We start from the raw sequence: 18,572 nt of genomic DNA on the forward strand, positions 1-18,572 counted from the left end.
CCGGGACGAGCCGGCTGCTCGTACGCAAAAGGGCAGGAACGACAGCTCCTGCCCAGCCGGCTCGGTCCGTGGTGACGTCAGTTCATGGTGAAGTCACCGGCGTGCGAGCCGGCTGCCTAAACCATCGATAGGAACGCGTCACGGGGGAGAGCCTACCCGACCCGACGGGAACCGCCGGCCCGTCGTCCCAAGATGCGGGGCGGAGACCGCGTGCCGGGGGCGGGGTCGGGGTAACAGGGGTGCCATGACTGACGAGCAGAGCGATCAGGAACGGGTGGAGTCCCGCGCCCACCACCTCCTGCCCGAGGAGGTCGCCGTGGGCAGCGACGACCCGGAGGCGCAGGCCGCGGCCATCCTCGCCGAGTCGGACATCCGGGAGGCGGACCAGAACGCGGCGCCCGACACGGTGCTGGAACGTCGTACCTCGGATCAGACAGTCGTCGCGGTCGAGCCGCCGGACTGAGCGGCGGCCCCACGTGCCCGGCGGGACCCCCGGTAGGTGTGCTCCCGCAGCCAGGCCAGCGGACCTGCCGCCCGCAGTTCGGGTGGCAGGTTCCGCACCGGGTCGAACGCGAGCGCGGCGTCCTCCTCGGCGCCGAGCGGGGCACCGAACTCGACCTGCCCCACCGGCCGCCACGGCCCGACGGCGGACGCGACCGCGAGCACCAGCCGTGGCGTGTCCGTCCTGGTCGCGGCGGCCACCGTGCGCAGGCTGCGCCCGAGGTCGATGGAGTCGGGGTCGGCAAGCGCCGCCAGCCAGAGCCGGCGCCGGCCCACGCGGTAACCCACGATCGTGCTGTACGTCCCGGTGAAGCCGCGTCGGGGCAGCGGCAGGTTCCGCAGCAGCGGGGCCGCGCCGCTGGAGCTGACCAGTAGGTCGAACGGTCGGCAGGCGTCTCGGTGCAGGCGCAGCGCGACGCCCAGCACGTCCGGCCAGCCGCCGGGCGTGGGGGTGCCCTTGGAGAACCGGACGGTGGCCCGGTACCGGCCGGGGTCGTCGAGCAGGCCGACCCCGGTGGGTGGTCCGGGCGTACCCCAGATCACCACCTCGCCGACGAACGAGCGACCGGCCGGATGCAGCAGCCGGCCGTGGCGCAGCCGGCCGAGCGCGGCGCTGGCACGTTCGACGACGGCGGCGGACCGGGACGGGGGCGGGGTGACGGTCATGGCCCTCCGGTACCCCGGACGGCGGTCTCGATGCCCGGGGTCGGCGCGCTCGACCCACCACACGTCACCTTTCCGCCCGCGAGATCGGATAGCGTCGGGGTATGCCCGACAGTGGTTACCCCTGGCCCATTGAGACGTCCCGACTGGACAACGGCCTGCGCGTGGTGGTGAGTGAGGACCGCACCGCGCCCGCCGTGGCCGTCAACCTCTGGTACGACGTCGGTTCCCGACACGAGCCGACCGGGCAGACCGGCTTCGCCCACCTCTTCGAGCATCTGATGTTCGAGGGCTCGGTCAACGTGGCGAAGACCGAGCACATGAAACTGATCCAGGGCTCCGGCGGCTCGCTCAACGCCACCACCAACCCGGACCGGACCAACTACTTCGAGACGGTCCCGACCGAGCACCTGGAGTTGGCGCTCTGGCTGGAGGCCGACCGGATGGGCGGCCTGGTCCCCGCGCTCACCCAGGAGACGCTCGACAACCAGCGGGACGTGGTCAAGAACGAGCGCCGGCAGCGGTACGAGAACGTGCCGTACGGCGACGCCTGGCTGCGTCTGCTGCCGCTGCTCTACCCGGCGGGACACCCGTACCACCACGCGACGATCGGCTCGATGGCCGACCTGAACGCCGCCGACCTCGCCACCTTCCAGGCGTTCCACCAGACCTACTACGCGCCCAACAACGCGGTGCTCACCGTGGTCGGCGACGCCACCGCCTCCGACGTGTTCGCGCTCGCCGACAAGTATTTCGGCGCGCTGCCGGCACGCGACGACATCCCGGCCGCCCCGGACGGACGCACCGTCCCGGCGACCGGGATGACGGCGGTCGAGTCGGTAAGCGCCGACGTGCCTGCGCCCCGGGTGTACGTCGCCCACCGCACCTACCCGTTCGGCAGCCCGGAATACCACGTGATCAACGTGCTGGCCACCGTCCTCGGCAGCGGTCGGGGCAGCCGGCTCTACCAGCGACTCGCCGACGGTGAACGGATCGCGCAGCCGGACCTGGTCGGGGCGTACGGGGTGGACCTCGCGCACGCCCCGGCACCGCTGATCGCCACCGCCACCGCCCGCCCCGGAGTGAGCGCCGAGCGACTGGCCGAGGGGCTGGCCGAGGTCGTCGACGAGTTGGCCACCGTGCCGGTCACCGCCGCCGAGCTGGATCGGGCCAAGGCGATGCTCAGCACCGGGTGGTGGCGTCAACTGTCCACCGTGGATGGTCGCGCGGATCTGCTCGGCCGGTACGCCACGCAGTTCGGTGACCCGGCTCGCATCGCCGACCAGCTGCCGGGTCTGCTCGCGGTCACCGCCGAGCAGGTCGCCGAGGCCGCCGCCGACGTGCTCGCCACCGACCGGGTGCTGCTGACCTACCTGCCCGAGGAGACCTCATGACGCTGATCGCCGACCGTCCCGGCCCGGGTGCCGCCCGTCCGTACCGGTTCCCGCCGGTGGTCCGCCGCGCCGTGGCCGGTGGTCAGGTCGTCGCCGCGCACCTGCCCGGGCAGAACCTCGCCGTGGCCCTGCTGCTGCTCGACGTGGGCGCGAGCCAGGAGCCGGTCGGCAAGGAGGGCCTGTCCGGCGTGCTGGCCAAGGCGTTGGAGGAGGGGACCGCGCAGCGGGACGCCGCCGCGTACGCGCTCGCCGTCGAAGGGCTGGGCACCGCGTTGTCGACCGGGCTGGACTGGGACTCGTTCCAGGCCAGCGTGGTGGTCCCGGTGGACCGGCTCAGCGCCGCCGTGGAGTTGCTCGCCGAAGCGGTCCGGACGCCGAGGCTGGACCCCGCCGACGTGCGCCGGGTCCGGGACGACGAGGCGACCGCGCTGCGGATGGACTGGGCCAACCCGGGCCCCCGCGCCGACGCCGCGCTGCGCGGTGACCTGTTCGGCGCACAGAACCGGTGGGGCCGGCCGATGTACGGCGATCCGGAGTCGGTCGCCGCGCTGGACGTGGAGGACATGACGGTCTTCCACTCCGAGTGGTTCCTGCGTCCCGGCACCCTGATCGTCGCCGGTGACCTGGACCGGATCGACCTGGACGCGCTGGCCGCCGCGGCGTTCGCCGGCACCGGTGGCGGCCCGGCCGAGCGGGGTGGCCCGATCGACGTGCCGCTGCACGCCGGACGGCGGATCATCCTGGTGGACCGACCCGGCTCGGTGCAGTCCACGCTGCGGCTGGGCCACCCGTCGCCGCACCGGGCGCACCCCGACCACGTGCCGATGACGCTCGCCGGCACGGTCCTCGGCGGGGCGTTCACCTCCCGCCTCAATCACCTGCTCCGCGAGGTGCACGGCTACACCTACGGCGTTCGGGGTGACTTCGCCTCGTCCCGCCGCTTCGGTCGGTTCGGGGTCAGCTCCGGCGTGCAGACCGCGGTCACCGTGCCGGCCCTGATCGAGGCGGTGGGTGAGATCAGCCGTACCCAGGCCGGTGGGGTGACCGAGGACGAGTTGGCGGTGGCCCGGTCCTGGCGGGCCGGGCAGCTCTCGGTCGAGTTGCAGAGCCCTCGGGCGATCGCGTCCGCGCTGACCACGCTCGTGGTGCACGACCTGCCGGACGACTACCACGCCCGGCTGCGGGAGTCGTTGCTCGCCGCCGACGTGGAGCAGGTCTCCGCGGCGGCGGCCACCCACCTGCACCCGGACGCGCTGACCCTGGTCATCGAGGGCGACGCCGCCGTCATCCGCGACGACCTGACCGCAGCAGCCCTAGGCGACCTGCTCCCCTAACCAGCCGTTTCTCGCCCCGCGCACCCCGCCCACTGCTCGTTGATCATGAGGTTGTAGTCGCGACACGCCGCGGCGCGAGACAACAACCTCATGATCAACCGGGGGTGGTGGTGGGTGGGTGGGTTCTGTGATGTGCGGCCCGGCGGTGGGAAAGGGGTGCCGGGTTCGGGGGTGGGGTCGGTAGCCTCGCGGGCATGAGGATCGGCATTGTGGGGGCCACCGGCCAGGTCGGTGGCGTGATGCGGCAGGTGCTGGCGGAACGGGAGTTCCCGGCGGAGCAGGTGCGGTTGTTCGCCTCGGCGCGGTCGGCCGGGCGGGCGCTGCCGTGGCGCGACGGTGAGGTGACAGTCGAGGAGGCCGCGACCGCCGACTATTCCGGGCTGGACATCGTGCTCTTCTCGGCCGGCAAGGGCACCGCCCGGGAGTTGGCCCCCCGAGTCGCCGAGGCCGGCGCCGTGGTGATCGACAATTCCTCGGCGTTCCGGATGGACCCGCAGGTGCCGTTGGTGGTCGCCGAGGTCAACCCGCACGCGGCCCTCGATCGCCCCAAGGGCATCATCGCCAACCCCAACTGCACCACGATGGCCGCGATGCCGGTGCTGCGCCCGCTGCACGCCGAGGCGGGGCTTGTCGGTCTGGTCGTCTCCACCTACCAGGCGGTCTCCGGTGCCGGGCTGGCCGGCGTCGCCGAGCTGGACGAGCAGGTCCGCAAGGTCGCCGAGCACGCCGCCGGGCTGGCCTTCGACGGGTCGGCCGTGGAGTTTCCCGCGCCGCGCTCGTTCAGCCAGCCGATCGCCTTCAACGTCCTCCCGCTGGCGGGTTCGATCGTCGACGACGGCTCGTTCGAGACCGACGAGGAACAGAAGCTGCGCAACGAGAGCCGCAAGATCCTGGAGATCCCCGACCTCAAGGTTTCCGGCACCTGCGTCCGGGTGCCGGTCTTCACCGGCCATTCGCTGCAGATCAACGCCCGGTTCGCCCGGCCGCTCACCCCGCAGCGCGCCCACGAGTTGTTGGCCGACGCGCCCGGGGTGGCGTTGACCGACGTGCCGACGCCGTTGCAGGCCGCCGGACAGGACCCGACCTACGTGGGCCGGATCCGCGCCGACGAGACCGCCGAGTACGGGCTGGCCCTGTTCTGCTCCAACGACAACCTGCGCAAGGGCGCCGCGCTCAACGCGGTGCAGCTCGCCGAGCTGGTCGCCGCCGAGCGACGCTGACCCTCGCGGTCACCCCGAGCCCTCGCCGACGACCGGCGGGGGCTCGGTCGTGTCCGGGCGAGGCAGCGTCCGAGCGGGCGTGTACGGGCGGAGCGGCGGTCGGATGGGCGTGCTTTGATGGGACGAAGCCGACCCCGTTGGAGGAAACCGTGCCGGATGACCGCACCCAGCAGGCGCTGACCGACCTGATCTCCGGCCGTTCGATGGGCGTGCTGGCGACGATCAAGCGGGACGGGCGGCCGCAGCTGTCCACGGTGGTCTACTCCTTCGACCGGGACGCCGGCCTGATCCGGGTCTCGGTCACCGCCGGCCGCGCCAAGACCGCCAACCTGCGCCGGGACCCGCGCGCCAGCTTCCACGTCGGCAGCGAGGACGGTTGGGCCTACGCCGTTGTCGAGGGGCGCGCCGAGTTGACCGCGCCCGCCGCCGAGCCCGGCGACGAGACGGTGGAGGAGCTGGTGGCGCTCTACCGGGCGCTCAGCGGCGAGCACCCGGACTGGGACGAGTACCGCCAGGCCATGGTCGACGACGGGCGGCTCGTGTTGCGCCTGCACGTGGAGCGGATCTACGGAATGCCGCCCCGGGGCTGACGCGCGCCCGTCGCGGTCGGCTGCCGCGCCCGTGGCGGTGGGTCGACGCGCTCGTCATCGTGGCTGATGCGCCCGTCGCTGGTCAGCCTGGTTCGATCACGGTCACCCCGGGCCAGCGCCGCGCCGGGCGGTGCCGGGCCAACCGCTGTCGAGACCCGGCCACGTCCACCCGGGCCGGGTTGTGCCGCCAGATCCCGCCCAGCAGATCCGCCAGACCGTACGGTGCGCAGACCTCCAGCCGATCGGTCGAGTCCAGGCGGACGGCCACCGCTGTCGCGTACTCCGGCCAGGTGGCGATCGCCTCGGCGACGCTGCGGTACGGGGCGATCGGGTCACCGCCGAACTTCGCCGCGTACCAGGTGTGCACCGCCGCCTGGTTCCGTGCCTCCCACGGCGGCTGCGGCCACGTCCGCGCGAGGAGGGCGGTGGCCTCGTGGTCGTCGTCGCGGGTCAGCCTCGCCGGGTCGAAGAAGACCACGTCCACGTCCCGGACGGCCGTCGGGTCGAACCCTTCGCCATAGCGCTCGCCCCAGACGAGGTCGCGCAGGGCGCCCGCGCCGATCCAGGCGTCCGGCAGCCCGGAGTCACGTACCACGCCCAGCGCCCGGGTCAGCCAACGGCTGCCGTTGACAAGTTCCCGCAGCTCCCCCTCGCCCGGCATCACCCGCCCACGGTAGGCGGCGGAGCGCGAGGAGTGTCGCCCCCGGGTGGGTGTGCCGCCCGCCGACGGGTATAACGCGCTGCCGCGCCGACTCGCGGAAGAGCAGGAACGCGGGGGGAGGAGCAGGAGTGGGATGGGTGACGACACGACAGGTGACGAGGCCCGCCCCGGCGGCCCAACCCTGCGTCGGGAGACGTCCCGTCTGCTGTCGTTCAGCGACGGTGTCTTCGCCATCATCATCACGCTGCTGGTGCTCGACCTCCAGCCACCCCGGGTGGGACGCGGTCAGTTGCTGCACGCGCTTGTCGAGCAGTGGCCGGCGTACCTCGCCTACGTCACGTCGTACGTCTTCGTGGCGGTCAGTTGGATCAACCACCGGGCCACGTTCAATCGGGTGACAAGCAGTAGCAAGGGCCTCCAGTGGTACAACCTCGGGGTGCTGTTCAGCACCGCGCTGCTGCCGTTCGCCACCTCGGTGCTCTCGCAGGCCCTGCGGGAGGGGGACCGGGCGGACCAGCGGACCGGCGTGCTCCTCTACGGTCTGGCCGGCGCGTTTCTCTCGGTGACCTGGTTGGGGCTGTACCACTACCTGGCCCGACATCGTGATCTGTTGGACGAGGCCGTGACGGGTTCGTTCTTTCCCAGTGAACGGGTGCGAGCCGTGGCCGGCGTCCTGGGGTACGGGCTGGCGGTTCTCGTCGGATACCTGGTCAACCCGCTGCTCGCACTTGTGGTCTTCCTGCTGCTGCCGATCTTCTTCTCGCTGACCAGCAGTGGGCTGTACGAGTTGCGGCGCCTGCGGCATCCGCGGCGCCCGCACCCGGGGCACCCGCACTCGCGCAGATAGGCACCGGCGGTCGGCGTTACCCCCTCCCGGGCGGCGGGTAGACGGCCGTGCCGACACCGAGAGGGGAGCACCATGACAACGGTCGGAGAGTTCATGACGACCCGGTTGGTGACGATGGACGGCAACGAGACGCTCATCGCCGCCGCGCAGGAGATGCGCGACAGTGCGATTGGTGACGTGGTGGTGACCGATGGCGACAACGTGGTCGGCATCGTCACGGACCGGGACATCACGGTGCGTGGCGTCGCGGAGAACATGGATCCCGGCTCGACCCGACTCAGCCAGATCACCACCCGCGATGTGATCACCGTGAGTCAGTACGACGACGCGGTGGCCGCCGCGGACCTGATGCGCACGTACGCCGTACGCCGGCTTCCGGTGATCGACGACGGGCGCCTGGTCGGTCTGATCTCGATGGGTGACCTCGCGGTCGAGCGCGAACCGCAGTCGGTGCTCGCGGACATCAGCGCCGACGATCCGAACAACTGACCGTCCGCCGCGGGCGCGCGCCGGCTCTCCCCTCGCGGGAGGGCCGGCGCCGCGCTGTCGGGACGACGACGCCGCTCACCCGATCCGGGCGAGGTTGACCGGAGGATCGGCGGGGACCCGTGCGGGGACGTGCAACGCCGGTCGGCCGCGCGACGCGCGGGCGCGGTGCGGGATCTGGGGCCCGGCAACTGGGAGGAGTGGACTCGATGGTGGACGCGACCACGAGGTTCTTCGAGGACCTGGACCGGCGGGGGTACGACCCCCTGCTGGCGAAGACCTCCGGGACACTGCGTATCGACCTGCACGAGGGGGCGCAGACCCGGCACTGGCTGCTGAGAATCGACCACGGCCGGGTCGACGTGAGCCAGGAGGACCGGGAGGCCGACACGGTCATCGGCGCGAGCCCCGTCCTCTTCGACGACATCGCCGCGGGTCGCGAGCACGGCCTCGCCGCGCTGTTGCGCGGGGACATGACGGTGACCGGTGACGCCCGGCTGGTGGTGCAGGTGGAGCGGATCTTCCCGAGTTCGCCGGACGCCCGGGGGCCCCGTCGACGCTTCGCGGGGGAGGGGTACTGATGGGGCAGTCCAACACGGTCCGGATCCTGGACGGCAACACGTTCGTCGTCTGCGAGGACACCGGCGACATCGAGGCGACTCCGAGCGAGCCGACCGGGCTCTTCTCCCTCGACACTCGGTTTCTGTCCACCTGGGTGCTGACGATCAACGGTGAGCGGCTCAACTCGCTCTCCTACGACGATCTCCAGTACTTCGAGTCCCGGTTCTTCCTCGTCCCGGGGATGGCCACGCACTACGTGGACGCGAAGCTGTCGATCATCCGCGAGCGCGCGGTGGGCGGCAGTTTCTGCGAGCAGCTCACCATCCTCAACCACGACGAGAAGCCTGTCGATCTGGAAGTCCGGATGGACGCGGCGTCGGACTTCGCCGACCTGTTCCAGGTCAAGGACGAGATCCTCAACAAGAAGGGCGAGATCTACGCCGAGGTCGAGTCCGACCGGCTCCGGCTGGGCTACCGCCGGGGCAACTTCCGGCGGGAGACGGTCATCTCCTCGTCGATGTCGGCCCGGTACGACCGCGAGGGTTTCGCGTACACCGTGCACCTGGAACCCAACGAGCAGTGGGAAGCCTCGATCGACGTCCAGACGCACGCGGTGGGTCCGGGTGGCCGGGACCTGCGGTTCGGGCTGCGCGTGCACGGCAACGAGCGGCTCGCCCTCCAGCACGACCTGGAGCAGTGGATCGCCGACGCTCCGAAGGTCAACAGTCAGCACGGTCGGGTGGCCAGCACCTACCGGCGCAGCCTGATCGACCTGGCCGCGCTGCGCTTCTCGCCCCTGTCGCTGGGCGGCGCCACCCTGCCTGCCGCCGGCCTGCCCTGGTTCATGACCATGTTCGGTCGGGACAGCATCTTCACCTGCCTGCAGACGCTGCCGTTCACCCCGCAGTTGTCGAAGACGACGCTGCGGATCCTCGCCTCGTTGCAGGGCAGCCGGTTCGACGACTTCCGCGACGAGGACCCGGGGCGCATCCTGCACGAGATGCGGTACGGCGAGACCGCCGCCTTCGAGGAGCAGCCGCACTCGCCGTACTACGGCTCGGTGGACGCGACGCCGCTGTTCGTGGTGCTGCTCGACGAGTACGAGCGGTGGACCGGGGACGTCGCGCTGGTCAAGGAGTTGGAGCAGGAGGCCCGCGCGGCGCTGCGCTGGATCGACAACTACGCCGACCTGGTCGGCAACGGCTACATCTGGTACGAGCGGCGCAACACCGACACCGGTCTGGAGAACCAGTGCTGGAAGGACTCCTGGGACTCCATCTCCTACTCCGACGGCACGCTGCCACCGTTTCCGCGGGCCACCTGCGAGGTGCAGGGGTACGCGTACGACGCGAAGGTCCGCGCGGCCCGGATGGCCCGCCAGTTCTGGGGTGACCCGGAGTTCGCCGACGAATTGGAGCGAGAGGCGGCAGCGCTGAAGGAGCGGTTCAACCGGGACTGGTGGGTGGCCGACGGCGAGTTCTACGCCCTGGCCCTGGACCCGGACGGCCGCCAGTGCGACATCCTCAGCTCCAACATCGGCCACCTGCTGTGGAGTGGGATCGTCGAACCCGAGCGGGCGGAGAAGCTCGCCCAGCACCTGGTGGGGCCGCGGCTCTTCTCCGGTTGGGGCGTGCGGACGCTCGCCGAGGGGGAGGCCCGGTACAACCCCATCGGCTACCACAACGGCACGATCTGGCCGTTCGACAACTCGTTCATCGCCTGGGGCCTGCGCCGGTACGGCTTCGCCGAGGAGGCCGCCACCATCGCCAACGGCATCCTCGACGCGGCCACGTACTTCGACGGCCGGTTGCCGGAGGCGTTCGGCGGCTACCCGCGGGACCTCACCAAGTTCCCGGTGGAGTACCCGACGGCGTGCAGCCCGCAGGCCTGGTCGACGGGCACCCCGCTGCTGCTGCTGCGGACGATGCTCGGTCTGGAGCCGCACGACGGTCACCTGGCGGTCGAGCCACGACTGCCGGTGGGCATGGGGCGGATCGAGGTGCTGGACATCCCTGGTCGCTGGGGTCGGGTGGACGCGTTCGCCCGGGGCCGACTGGACCTGGACAAGCTCTCCGACTGACCGACCGGCCCGCCGAGCCGGCGGCGGCGCGCGACCCGCGCCGCCGCCGGTCCACCACCCAGCCGGGCAGGGTAGATTCTGCGGATGCCGGAGCTCGTGTACCCGCCCGTTATCGCCGCTGCCAAGACGATGTTCCGTCTTCTCGATCTGAAGATCACCATCGAGGGCGCCCACCACGTGCCGCGTACCGGCGGGGCGGTTCTGGCCGGCAACCACATCAGCTACCTCGACTTCATCTTCGCCGGTTTCGGCGCGAACGCGTCGGGTCGGCTGGTGCGTTTCATGGCCAAGAAGTCGGTCTTCACGCACCGGGTCTCCGGCCCGCTGATGCGCGGGATGCGGCACATCGAGGTGGACCGGGACGCCGGCGCGGCCTCGTTCCGCACCGCCGTCGCCGCCCTCAAGCGCGGCGAGATCGTCGGCGTCTTCCCGGAGGCGACGATCAGCCAGTCGTTCACCGTCAAGGAGTTGAAGAGCGGCACGGTCCGGATGGCCCGCTCGGCGAAGGTCCCGGTGCTGCCGGTCGCGCTGTGGGGGACCCAGCGGCTCTGGACCAAGGGCCGCCCGCGCACTCTCACCCGCCGGCACACGCCGATCACCATCCTGATCGGTGAGCCGATCGACCCGGCGGACTTCCCGAACCCGAACCTGCTGGCCACCGAGCTGAACACCCGGCTCGGCGCGCTCGTCGACCGGGCCCAGCGGGAATACCCGGACGCGCCGACCGGCCCGGACGACACCTGGTGGCTGCCCGCGCACCTGGGCGGCAGCGCCCCCACTCCGGAGGAGGCCGCCGCCCTGGAGGCCGCCGAGGAGCAGCGACGCGCCACGAGCGTCTGACGTCACGGTGGCCGGCTCGGGCCGTCGGCTTCACCGATGCCCGGACGCTGCGCCGCCTGCGAGCCCGCCCCACGGTGCCGGGTCCGGCCCGGAGCGGTAGTAGTCGTCTCGGGAGTAGAACTCCACCGGGAGCGAACCGGGCAGCGTGACCCGGGAGTCCCCGGCCAGCAGGCCCGGCCCGGCCCGCAGCAGCAGCACGTCGCGCTCCTGGGCGGAGAGGTCGACAAGTTGGGGACGGGTGAGCCGGAACTCGGCCACCGCCCGACGGACCTGCCTGGCCAGCGCCGCCACCGCCGCGGACGGCCCACCCAGGGCCAGCGCCGGCTGCTGGATGGTGCGCAACGCGTCGCAGACGATGAACAACTGTGTCGGCACGTCCGGCTCGGCCGTCGGTAACTCCAACCGGGACGGCCACTGCCAGCGGATCTGCCCGCTCATCAGGCCGTTCAGCCGCGCGGGCGGCCGTGCCCGGGGCGTGTCGTCGACGACAAGCGACAGCTGGGCGCCGCTGCCCACCCAACAGATCCGCTGGTCGGTGACGGTCACCGAGACCGGCCCGGGTAGCTGCCAGCGCCGCCGTGCCTCGCTCGGCCCGAGCAGGTAGCCCGCGACCAGCAGCCGGTGCCGCCCGAGCACCCGCTCACCGGGCGCGGGGCGCAGGTCGTAGCGGCGATCCAGGATTGGCCCCACGTCGTCGTCCGCAGCGTCGAACCGGTGGGGACCGATAAAGAAGGGGGACGTGTCGGCGTGCATCGTCACGACCTTCCGGTCAGCTGGCTTGTGTAAGCAGCCTGGCGGATCGGAGGGACGCTGTCATGACGCCTGTTAGGGGGTCGGCCGGTCGTGTGTCGCGTGTGACCGGTAGATGCCGATCTCCTCCGGGCGGACGAGGCCGTCCTCGATCGCGCGGGCGAGCAGCGCCGACTTCGTGGCCGCCGGCCGCCCCGCCCGGGTGTACTTGATCCGCGCCCGGTCGACGTACTGCTTCACGGTGTGCTCACTGATCTGCATCCGGCGGGCCACCGACGCCTTGGACATCGACTGGAACCAGAGCAGCAGCGCCTCACGCTCCTTGTCGGACAGCATCGGCCGGTCCGGCCGTGGGTCGCCGACCATCGCCCCGGCCAGCGCGGGCGGCACGTACGGGCGGTCGCTCGCGGCGGCCAGCACTGTCGCCACGCAGTGCTCCCGGCCCTCGTGCTTGGCCAGGAACGCCACCGCCCCGGCGTCCAGCGCGGCGAGCATTGTCGGCGGGTCGGTGTGCTCCGAGTAGACCACCACCCGCCGCCCGGCGGCGCTCAGCTCGGCCAGCTTGTCCAGCGCCATCCGCCCGTGCAGCCGCAGGTCGAGCAGGATGACGTCGGCGTCCGGCGCCGTCCGCAGCACCTCGTCCGGGTCGTCCCCGGTGGCCAGTACGGTCAGCCGCGGCTCGGTGGCGAGCCAGGCGCGGACCCCATCGACCACCACCGGGTGGTCGTCGACGATCGCCACCCCGATCGGCCGGTCGCCGGTCACCGCCGCCACTGGGTCTGCGCCCATCTGATGCTTCCGTCCCGTTCGTAGAGGTGCTCCACCCGTCCGTCGTCGTGCTCCCCAGGGGGTGGACCCGTGGCGTCCGGACCCTCCCGGTCCGGTGTGACCAGACTGACCACCACCTCGTCCGGACCGGAGACCACGGTCAGCCGGGCCCAGTCACGGGCGTCGGCGAGGACGCCGGTGAGCGGGTCGGCCAGCCGACGTCGGATCTCCACCGGCAGCGGCGGCGGCGTGCCGATGGTGACCAGGTCGATCGGCAGGCCGCCGCGTTCGGCGAGGTCGGCGGCCGCTCGCAGCTCGTGCAGCAGCGGGTCGGGCACGTCGTCGGACTCGGCGATCAGTCGGCGCAGCCGGGCGGCGGCCAACACGCAGCGCCGCTGCACCTCGGGGTCGTCCGGGTCGGCCTGGCCGGCGGCCAACTCCCCGAGCACACGCCCGGCCGTCGAGCCGACCAGCGCGAGCCGGTCCCGGCGTTCCCGCAGGCCACGCTCGGCGGCGTCGCGCTCCGCCGCGATCGCGTGGCCGGCGGCGGAGACGGCCGCCCGTTCACGCGCCAGGCTCACGATCGTCGCGCTGCCCACGAACACCGCCACCGGTAGGGAGAACGTGCCGTATTCGTACATCACGTAGCGGGCCACGTCGGCCGGGTCGGGGCCGTGCCCGAGCACCGCGAGCAGCGCGATCGCCGCATGCGAGCTCAGCAGCGCGACCAGCCCCGGCACCCGCCGGCCCCAGAGCGCCAGCACGAAGAACCAGCCGAGCGTGCCCCAGACCCAGTTGGCGGCGGTGAACAACTGCGCCTCGCCGACGGCGGCGAAGACCGCCACGTCGACGGTCAGCAGCAGTCCGGCCAGCGGCCACGGCGGCAGCGGTGAGCCGCGCAGCAGCCGCACTCCGGCCACCGCGCCGGCCACCGCGACCACCACCCAGCCGCCGAGGACCACAGGTGGCGCGGTGAAGTCCGCGCGGGCGGCCAGCACCGCCGGCAGCCCGATCGCGACGTGCCAGGCCAGTGCGATGGCCACGGCGGCGATCCGGGCGCCCCGGTCGGACGCCTGCGCCACGGCGGCCGGCGCGGCGACGCTCGCCGTGGTCGCCGGCTCCCGGGGTGGGGGCACGCTGGTCCGGTCCGGTGCCTCCGTCGCGACGGTGGGGGGCGCCGGAGCGCCGAGATCAGCCGACACCTGGCCACTCCAGTCGGATCCGGGTGCCAGCCCCGGGTGCCGATCGCACGTCGGCTCGCCCGCCGACCGCTGCCATCCGGCCGTGGATCGACTCGCGCAACCCGTACCGGTGGGGTGGGACGGTGGCCGGGTCGAAGCCGGGGCCGTCGTCGTCGACCTCGACCGCGACGCCGATCGCGTCCCGGCTCAACCGCATCCTGACCCGCGCGCCCGGCGCGTGGCGGACCACGTTCGACAGCGCCGCGTAGGCGCTCTCGCTCATCGCGTCGGCCACACCGGACGGAACCGTGCAGGGCGTCAGGTCCAGGTGCGCGGAAAGCTCGGGCAGGCGGCCCGCCACCGCCCGCAACCGCCCGTCCAGCGGCACCGGTCCGTCGCCGGCCACCGGGCCGACCTCGCTGAGCGCGACGAGGGTACGCAGGTCGCCACCGCACCGGTCGCGGAAGCTGGCCGAGGACTCGGCCACCGCGCCGAGCCCGACCATGGTGAGGGTGCCGAGCACCGTGTCGTGCAGGTCGCGGTTGTGCTGGCGTTCGGCGTCACGGGCGGCGCGCGCGACAAGCGCCGCCCGGGTCAGCCGCTGGTGCTCGACGAACGCGCGGTCGGCACGACCGATGCGCCGACGCATCACCGCCACCATCATCGCCGTGCAGGCGGTCTGCACCAGCAGGGTCGTCGCGTGCGCCCGAGCCTCGGTGGGATCACCCGCGGCCTGCGCGCCCGTCGCGTAGGTGGCGGTGACGAGCAGCCCGGCCGCAATCGACCAGCGTGCCGGGGCGGCGGCCTGTGCGTTGATCACCGTAGTGCTGGCCAGCACGGCGATCCAACTGCCCTCGCCGGGCAGCACACCGGGCGCGACAAGCACGGGGATGAGAAGGCAGGCCACCGCGGTGAGCGCGACGTCGGCGGCGACCAGGTGCCCAGTGATGCCGTGGCGTATCGCCCGGTAGGCGTACCAGAGGGACCAGCCGGTGAGCGTGGCCACCACGGGTAGCAGCACGGCCGGATCGACAGGCGGGGCCTGCACCGACAGCGCCACCGCCCCGCCGATCACGCCGCAGGTCAGGCGCAGCAACGCCGGGATGGTGGTGAAGATGAGGCCCAGCGCGCCACCGGCCGGATTGTCCAGCGTGGGCGGCACGGCGGGGGCGGCAACGGCCGGCATCGGGAAGTGTCCTTCCGACAACGACCCGGTAGGGGTCCGCGCGGCAGAGATCGACATCGGAGAATAGCACGAGCTAGGTTGAGCGTAACCCACTGTACGTGCAATATCGCCGATGCGTCACGGTGTGCTGCGGGGTTGCAGCAGGTCCCACCGATTGCCGTAGAGATCGGTGAAGACCGCCACCGAGCCGTACGCCTCGTGCCGCGGCTCCTCCAGGAAACGCACCCCCGCAGCCACCATCCGGGCGTGGTCGCGCGCGAAGTCCTCGGTGTAGAGGAACAGCCCGACCCGGCCGCCGGTCTGGTCGCCGACCCGGGCCCGCTGCTCGGCCGTGCTCGGCCGGGCCAGCAGCAACGCCGTCTCCCGGGCACCCGCCGGGCGCACCACCACCCAGCGGGAACCGTCCGGTCGGGCGGTGTCCTCCAGCAACTCGAAACCGAGGTCGCCGACATAGAAATCGATCGCCTCGTCGTACTCCCTGACCAGCAGCGCGACAAGTCCCAGATGTGCCATTCGGTCATCATGCCGGCGGACGTCGCCCCTCTGCCCGGCGGCGTCCCCGCCGGTCAGGCGCGTCACGCGCGACGGCACGGCGTCGCGACCAGGTGGTCGGAACCGAGCGCGCCCGCCGCTCGTCCTATCCCCGGGTGGAAAGGTGGTGAGCCGGATGCGCTCGGGTCGAACGGCACTGACGGTGGCACTGCTCGGCGTGGCGCTGAGCGGCTGCGGTGGCACGGACATCGGGCCGGGCGGGGGTGACAGGCCCGGCCCGGCGGAAATCGTCGAGACGTGGACCTCCTGCGCCGAAGCGGCACCACAGGCTGGCGCGATCCTGTCCGTGCCAAGCACTGGGGCGCCGACACCGGCCGCTGTCGAACCGAGGATCGGGCGCATCGATTCCGCGTTCACCCCGGTCGCGGCAGTGCTCTGCGGGCGGGGGATCCGTCCGGGCGCCGGCGGAGGGCGGGACCAGGTCGCCACCGAGCGACGCGCCACCCAGATCGAGTCGCTTGTCGCCGCGCTGCGTCTGCCCGATCAGGAATCCGACCGGGACACCGTCTGCAGCCTGGAAATGCTCGTCCCACCGTGGTTGGCCCTGCTCGACGACCGGGGCCGTTGGCTGCGGCCGTACCTGCCGTCCGGCGGCTGCGGCAAGCCACGCCCGGAGGTGCGGACGGCACTTGACGAGTTGTCGACGACCACCGTGGACAGCCGGGTGGTCGAGCAGGTCGAGGACCCGGCCGCCGAGGCCTCCGGATGCGCGCAGCGGTGGACGGACCTGGTGTCCGTGGAGACCCGCAACGGCCGGCCGGCGCCACCCGCGCCAGCCACCTCGCCGGCCGCCGGGCCGCTGCGCCTCTGCGTCTACGAGGTGCCACCGGCGCAGCGGGGCGGTGGCAAACCGGCAGGCGACTTCGTGTACGGCGGGCCGCTGCCCGCCGAGCGCCAGGCGGGTGTGCTGCGGGCGCTTTCCAATCGCCGGGCGGTTGCCGACTGCGCCACACCGGCGTCCCGCTTCGCGGTGCTGCGCCCGCTGGACGGTGGCGCCGGCCCCGACCGGTACGTGGAACTCGACGGCTGCCGACGTTTTCTGGTCGCGGCGTCGGCCGGTGGCGGGCAACTCGGCCAGGGCGACGACGCACTGGCGGCCCTGCTGGGGCCGGTCTGAGCCGGCCCGCCGGACCCGAGGGTGACACCTGGGGGCTGCGGTGGCGTCACCAGGTGTCGGGGCGGTCCAGGTCGCGGGTCGGCCGGTAACCGCCGAGGACCACCAGGCCGTCCGACTCACCGTAGCCCTGTCCCCAACCCTTGCGGAACGCCTCGACGACGCAGGGCTTCACGGTCATCTCCAGCACGTCGCTGCCCTGCCGGCGAGCCCGGTAGGGGCCCGCGACGAGATCCCCGGACCGGGCCTTGTCGCCGTCGGGGGCGAGTTGCGCCCGCACCGTCAGCCAGCGACCCGCATCGTCACCGACGACGAGTGAGCCCTTGACGAAGTCGCCACGCTCCGACCGGCCGAGCGTGACCTCGCACTCGCGCAACCGTGCGCCGGGAGGTAGCGACTCCAGGCGGAACGGCACGACACAGCGGTGGGCCGCGTCGAACCGGACCCGGCTCGCCGTGGCTGTCGCCTCGTCGCGACTGCCGGCGTACGTGTCCAGTTGGGCCCAGAGCCCGTCGCCGGGTTGCCAGCGCACGAACCAGAGCCTCTGGTCACCGGACGTGTCGAACCAGGCGACCCCCGGGCGGTCACCGACTCGCACGTCGGTGCGGGCCTGCGGCCGTCCCGCCGAGGACAACGTCTGCGGTAACTCGTCCAACGACGTCACCGTGCGCGCCAACGCGAACCGAGCCTGACCGGTCGGTCCCCGAAACTCGACGCTCTCGACGCCGCGCCCGGCGCGCCAGGTCGCGTACTCGGCGCCGTCGACGAGGGAGTCGGTCGAGAAGTGCACCGTGTCAGGATCGACGCCGACGTCCTCGGGGCGTGCGGTGGCACCGATCTGCCCCGACGCTTCCGGCAGCATGAGCGCCGCGGCCGGCACGATCGGGTCATCGGTGCTCCCGTCGATCGGCATCGTCAGCACCGCCGCGGTGAGGGCGACGCACATCGCTGCCACGCCCCCGGCGACGAACCCACGGCGACGCCGTCGAAGCCGTCGACCCCGATGGCGGGCCTGTGCCACGATGGGTGTCGGGTCCACGTCGCCACCCGCGCGCTGCGTGAGCGTCGCGGTGAGCCGCTGATCGAGGTCGCTGAACATCAGAACCCTCCTGTCCGGGCGGGGATCGTGGCTTCCTGTCGCTTCCTCAGCGTCGCCAGGGCACGCTTCGCGTGAGTGCGAACGGTGCCTGCCGAACACGCCAGGATCTCGGCGATCAGCACGTCGTCCAGATCCTCGTAGTACCGCAGAACGATCACGGTGCGCTGACGGGTCGGCAGCTCACGGACGAGCCGCCACAACGCGTCGCGTTCGGCGACCAAGGCGGCCTCGTCCGCACTGCCCGCCCGGTCCGTCACGGCGGCGACCGAGACCTCCCGGCTGCTGCGCCGACGCCACCACGAGTTGTGGGCGTTGACGAGCATCCGACGGACGTAGGCATCCGGTCGGTCCGTCCGGGAGATGCGCCCCCACCGGGCGTACGCCCTGGCGAGGACCTCCTGAACGAGATCCTCGGCTCGGTGCTCGTCATCGGTCAGCAGCCGGGCGAGCCGGATCAGCGCCGAAGTGCGAGCGAACGCGTACTCCTCGAACGTCACGCCCTATTAACGCCGTAGCTTGGCCGGCCCGTAGACATCCGCCGGGTGTTTCCGTCGGCTGCGCGGCGTCTGCCCGGCCCGCCGGCGTCGCTCTCCGCCGCACGGCCGACGGGCTGCTTCCGCCGGCAGAGAAAATCTCTGCGCGAAGCGCTAGATATTCTTGCCGCCGTGGGATAACGTTCCTGAGGTCGAAGACGGAGCACGTAAAGACGCTGACGTGACCGCCCCACCCGAGGGCGAAGGAGCTG

20 protein-coding genes are annotated in these 18,572 nt (G+C 72.3%); 11 read left to right on the top strand and 9 right to left on the bottom strand.

Annotated elements, in window-relative coordinates:
- Nucleotides 1–244 precede the first annotated feature (244 nt).
- Nucleotides 245–463: a hypothetical protein gene (locus tag ACLQ29_RS05960; RefSeq protein ID WP_425770579.1), complete on the top strand. Its 219-nt coding sequence runs from the start codon at nucleotides 245–247 to the stop codon at nucleotides 461–463.
- Here the strand turns inward: ACLQ29_RS05960 and ACLQ29_RS05965 are convergent.
- On the bottom strand, nucleotides 430–1,167 hold the full coding sequence (locus ACLQ29_RS05965; RefSeq protein ID WP_425770581.1) for a phosphodiesterase: 738 nt from the start codon (nucleotides 1,165–1,167) through the stop codon (nucleotides 430–432). The genes ACLQ29_RS05960 and ACLQ29_RS05965 overlap by 34 nt on opposite strands.
- Before the next feature lie 101 nt (nucleotides 1,168–1,268).
- Here ACLQ29_RS05965 and ACLQ29_RS05970 point away from each other — a divergent pair, with 101 nt between their 5' ends.
- The 4 genes from ACLQ29_RS05970 to ACLQ29_RS05985 all read left to right on the top strand — a co-directional run bounded on the left by ACLQ29_RS05970 (nucleotide 1,269) and on the right by ACLQ29_RS05985 (nucleotide 5,702).
- A complete protein-coding gene (locus ACLQ29_RS05970) occupies nucleotides 1,269–2,558 on the top strand; it encodes a M16 family metallopeptidase (protein WP_425770583.1) in 1,290 nt (429 codons plus the stop codon).
- The gene (locus tag ACLQ29_RS05975; RefSeq protein WP_425770585.1) at nucleotides 2,555–3,892 is read left to right on the top strand and encodes a M16 family metallopeptidase; all 1,338 of its coding nucleotides are present in this window, start codon (nucleotides 2,555–2,557) and stop codon (nucleotides 3,890–3,892) included. The genes ACLQ29_RS05970 and ACLQ29_RS05975 overlap by 4 nt, the downstream gene beginning before the upstream one ends.
- Before the next feature lie 194 nt (nucleotides 3,893–4,086).
- Nucleotides 4,087–5,112 carry an aspartate-semialdehyde dehydrogenase gene (locus ACLQ29_RS05980; protein ID WP_425770587.1) on the top strand — a complete coding sequence of 342 codons (1,026 nt, stop codon included), beginning with the start codon at nucleotides 4,087–4,089 and terminating at the stop codon, nucleotides 5,110–5,112.
- Nucleotides 5,113–5,261: 149 nt separating this feature from the next.
- Nucleotides 5,262–5,702: a PPOX class F420-dependent oxidoreductase gene (locus ACLQ29_RS05985; protein WP_425770589.1), complete on the top strand. Its 441-nt coding sequence runs from the start codon at nucleotides 5,262–5,264 to the stop codon at nucleotides 5,700–5,702.
- An 82-nt stretch (nucleotides 5,703–5,784) separates the two neighbouring features.
- Here ACLQ29_RS05985 and ACLQ29_RS05990 read toward each other — a convergent pair whose 3' ends face one another.
- The gene (locus tag ACLQ29_RS05990; protein ID WP_425770774.1) at nucleotides 5,785–6,363 is read right to left on the bottom strand and encodes a nucleotidyltransferase family protein; all 579 of its coding nucleotides are present in this window, start codon (nucleotides 6,361–6,363) and stop codon (nucleotides 5,785–5,787) included.
- 133 nt (nucleotides 6,364–6,496) lie between these two features.
- Between ACLQ29_RS05990 and ACLQ29_RS05995 the strand changes: the two genes are divergently transcribed.
- The 5 genes from ACLQ29_RS05995 to ACLQ29_RS06015 all read left to right on the top strand — a co-directional run bounded on the left by ACLQ29_RS05995 (nucleotide 6,497) and on the right by ACLQ29_RS06015 (nucleotide 11,177).
- The gene (locus tag ACLQ29_RS05995) at nucleotides 6,497–7,210 is read left to right on the top strand and encodes a TMEM175 family protein (protein WP_425770591.1); all 714 of its coding nucleotides are present in this window, start codon (nucleotides 6,497–6,499) and stop codon (nucleotides 7,208–7,210) included.
- A 72-nt stretch (nucleotides 7,211–7,282) separates the two neighbouring features.
- Nucleotides 7,283–7,699 (top strand): CBS domain-containing protein, encoded by a 417-nt coding sequence (locus ACLQ29_RS06000; RefSeq protein WP_425770593.1) that lies wholly within the window; start codon nucleotides 7,283–7,285, stop codon nucleotides 7,697–7,699.
- A 206-nt stretch (nucleotides 7,700–7,905) separates the two neighbouring features.
- The gene (locus tag ACLQ29_RS06005; protein WP_425770595.1) at nucleotides 7,906–8,277 is read left to right on the top strand and encodes an SCP2 sterol-binding domain-containing protein; all 372 of its coding nucleotides are present in this window, start codon (nucleotides 7,906–7,908) and stop codon (nucleotides 8,275–8,277) included.
- The gene (locus tag ACLQ29_RS06010; RefSeq protein ID WP_425770597.1) at nucleotides 8,277–10,337 is read left to right on the top strand and encodes a glycogen debranching N-terminal domain-containing protein; all 2,061 of its coding nucleotides are present in this window, start codon (nucleotides 8,277–8,279) and stop codon (nucleotides 10,335–10,337) included. The genes ACLQ29_RS06005 and ACLQ29_RS06010 overlap by 1 nt, the downstream gene beginning before the upstream one ends.
- A gap of 84 nt (nucleotides 10,338–10,421) precedes the next feature.
- Nucleotides 10,422–11,177, top strand: a complete 756-nt coding sequence (locus tag ACLQ29_RS06015; RefSeq protein ID WP_425770599.1) for a lysophospholipid acyltransferase family protein — start codon at nucleotides 10,422–10,424, stop codon at nucleotides 11,175–11,177.
- Between the two features lie 30 nt (nucleotides 11,178–11,207).
- On the opposite strand, the gene ACLQ29_RS06020 is transcribed toward ACLQ29_RS06015, so the two are convergent.
- From ACLQ29_RS06020 to ACLQ29_RS06040, 5 genes are all read right to left on the bottom strand, one after another.
- Complete coding sequence (locus ACLQ29_RS06020) at nucleotides 11,208–11,930, bottom strand: hypothetical protein (protein ID WP_425770601.1); 723 nt, start codon at nucleotides 11,928–11,930, stop codon at nucleotides 11,208–11,210.
- Nucleotides 11,931–12,002: 72 nt separating this feature from the next.
- Nucleotides 12,003–12,716 carry a response regulator gene (locus ACLQ29_RS06025; protein ID WP_425770603.1) on the bottom strand — a complete coding sequence of 238 codons (714 nt, stop codon included), beginning with the start codon at nucleotides 12,714–12,716 and terminating at the stop codon, nucleotides 12,003–12,005.
- The gene (locus ACLQ29_RS06030) at nucleotides 12,689–13,897 is read right to left on the bottom strand and encodes a hypothetical protein (protein WP_425770605.1); all 1,209 of its coding nucleotides are present in this window, start codon (nucleotides 13,895–13,897) and stop codon (nucleotides 12,689–12,691) included. The genes ACLQ29_RS06025 and ACLQ29_RS06030 overlap by 28 nt, the downstream gene beginning before the upstream one ends.
- Nucleotides 13,887–15,062 carry a sensor histidine kinase gene (locus tag ACLQ29_RS06035; protein ID WP_425770607.1) on the bottom strand — a complete coding sequence of 392 codons (1,176 nt, stop codon included), beginning with the start codon at nucleotides 15,060–15,062 and terminating at the stop codon, nucleotides 13,887–13,889. Before ACLQ29_RS06035 ends, ACLQ29_RS06030 begins: the two co-directional genes overlap by 11 nt.
- A 117-nt stretch (nucleotides 15,063–15,179) precedes the next feature.
- Nucleotides 15,180–15,575, bottom strand: a complete 396-nt coding sequence (locus ACLQ29_RS06040; protein WP_425760641.1) for a VOC family protein — start codon at nucleotides 15,573–15,575, stop codon at nucleotides 15,180–15,182.
- Between the two features lie 154 nt (nucleotides 15,576–15,729).
- On the opposite strand from ACLQ29_RS06040, the gene ACLQ29_RS06045 reads away from it, so the two are divergent.
- The gene (locus ACLQ29_RS06045; RefSeq protein WP_425770609.1) at nucleotides 15,730–16,731 is read left to right on the top strand and encodes a hypothetical protein; all 1,002 of its coding nucleotides are present in this window, start codon (nucleotides 15,730–15,732) and stop codon (nucleotides 16,729–16,731) included.
- Nucleotides 16,732–16,777: 46 nt separating this feature from the next.
- On the opposite strand, the gene ACLQ29_RS06050 is transcribed toward ACLQ29_RS06045, so the two are convergent.
- Both ACLQ29_RS06050 and ACLQ29_RS06055 read right to left on the bottom strand, forming a co-directional pair.
- Nucleotides 16,778–17,827: a hypothetical protein gene (locus tag ACLQ29_RS06050; RefSeq protein ID WP_425770611.1), complete on the bottom strand. Its 1,050-nt coding sequence runs from the start codon at nucleotides 17,825–17,827 to the stop codon at nucleotides 16,778–16,780.
- Nucleotides 17,827–18,324, bottom strand: a complete 498-nt coding sequence (locus tag ACLQ29_RS06055; protein ID WP_425770613.1) for a SigE family RNA polymerase sigma factor — start codon at nucleotides 18,322–18,324, stop codon at nucleotides 17,827–17,829. The genes ACLQ29_RS06050 and ACLQ29_RS06055 overlap by 1 nt, the downstream gene beginning before the upstream one ends.
- Between the last annotated feature and the right edge of the window lie 248 nt (nucleotides 18,325–18,572).

The sequence above is a fragment of the Micromonospora sp. DT228 genome (assembly GCF_049841595.1).
In the GTDB taxonomy this organism is placed as follows: domain Bacteria; phylum Actinomycetota; class Actinomycetes; order Mycobacteriales; family Micromonosporaceae; genus Micromonospora.

Coding starts and splice junctions, on each gene's coding strand:
- ACLQ29_RS06015 (WP_425770599.1), top strand. CDS start 10,422: ATGCCGGAGCTCGTGTACCCGCCCGTTATCGCCGCTGCCAAGACGATG.
- ACLQ29_RS06005 (WP_425770595.1), top strand. CDS start 7,906: ATGGTGGACGCGACCACGAGGTTCTTCGAGGACCTGGACCGGCGGGGG.
- ACLQ29_RS06050 (WP_425770611.1), bottom strand. CDS start 17,827: ATGTTCAGCGACCTCGATCAGCGGCTCACCGCGACGCTCACGCAGCGC.
- ACLQ29_RS06040 (WP_425760641.1), bottom strand. CDS start 15,575: ATGGCACATCTGGGACTTGTCGCGCTGCTGGTCAGGGAGTACGACGAG.
- ACLQ29_RS05995 (WP_425770591.1), top strand. CDS start 6,497: ATGGGTGACGACACGACAGGTGACGAGGCCCGCCCCGGCGGCCCAACC.
- ACLQ29_RS06035 (WP_425770607.1), bottom strand. CDS start 15,062: ATGCCGGCCGTTGCCGCCCCCGCCGTGCCGCCCACGCTGGACAATCCG.
- ACLQ29_RS06020 (WP_425770601.1), bottom strand. CDS start 11,930: ATGCACGCCGACACGTCCCCCTTCTTTATCGGTCCCCACCGGTTCGAC.
- ACLQ29_RS05980 (WP_425770587.1), top strand. CDS start 4,087: ATGAGGATCGGCATTGTGGGGGCCACCGGCCAGGTCGGTGGCGTGATG.
- ACLQ29_RS05960 (WP_425770579.1), top strand. CDS start 245: ATGACTGACGAGCAGAGCGATCAGGAACGGGTGGAGTCCCGCGCCCAC.
- ACLQ29_RS06045 (WP_425770609.1), top strand. CDS start 15,730: ATGCGCTCGGGTCGAACGGCACTGACGGTGGCACTGCTCGGCGTGGCG.
- ACLQ29_RS05975 (WP_425770585.1), top strand. CDS start 2,555: ATGACGCTGATCGCCGACCGTCCCGGCCCGGGTGCCGCCCGTCCGTAC.
- ACLQ29_RS05970 (WP_425770583.1), top strand. CDS start 1,269: ATGCCCGACAGTGGTTACCCCTGGCCCATTGAGACGTCCCGACTGGAC.
- ACLQ29_RS06010 (WP_425770597.1), top strand. CDS start 8,277: ATGGGGCAGTCCAACACGGTCCGGATCCTGGACGGCAACACGTTCGTC.
- ACLQ29_RS06025 (WP_425770603.1), bottom strand. CDS start 12,716: ATGGGCGCAGACCCAGTGGCGGCGGTGACCGGCGACCGGCCGATCGGG.
- ACLQ29_RS05990 (WP_425770774.1), bottom strand. CDS start 6,363: ATGCCGGGCGAGGGGGAGCTGCGGGAACTTGTCAACGGCAGCCGTTGG.
- ACLQ29_RS05965 (WP_425770581.1), bottom strand. CDS start 1,167: ATGACCGTCACCCCGCCCCCGTCCCGGTCCGCCGCCGTCGTCGAACGT.
- ACLQ29_RS06000 (WP_425770593.1), top strand. CDS start 7,283: ATGACAACGGTCGGAGAGTTCATGACGACCCGGTTGGTGACGATGGAC.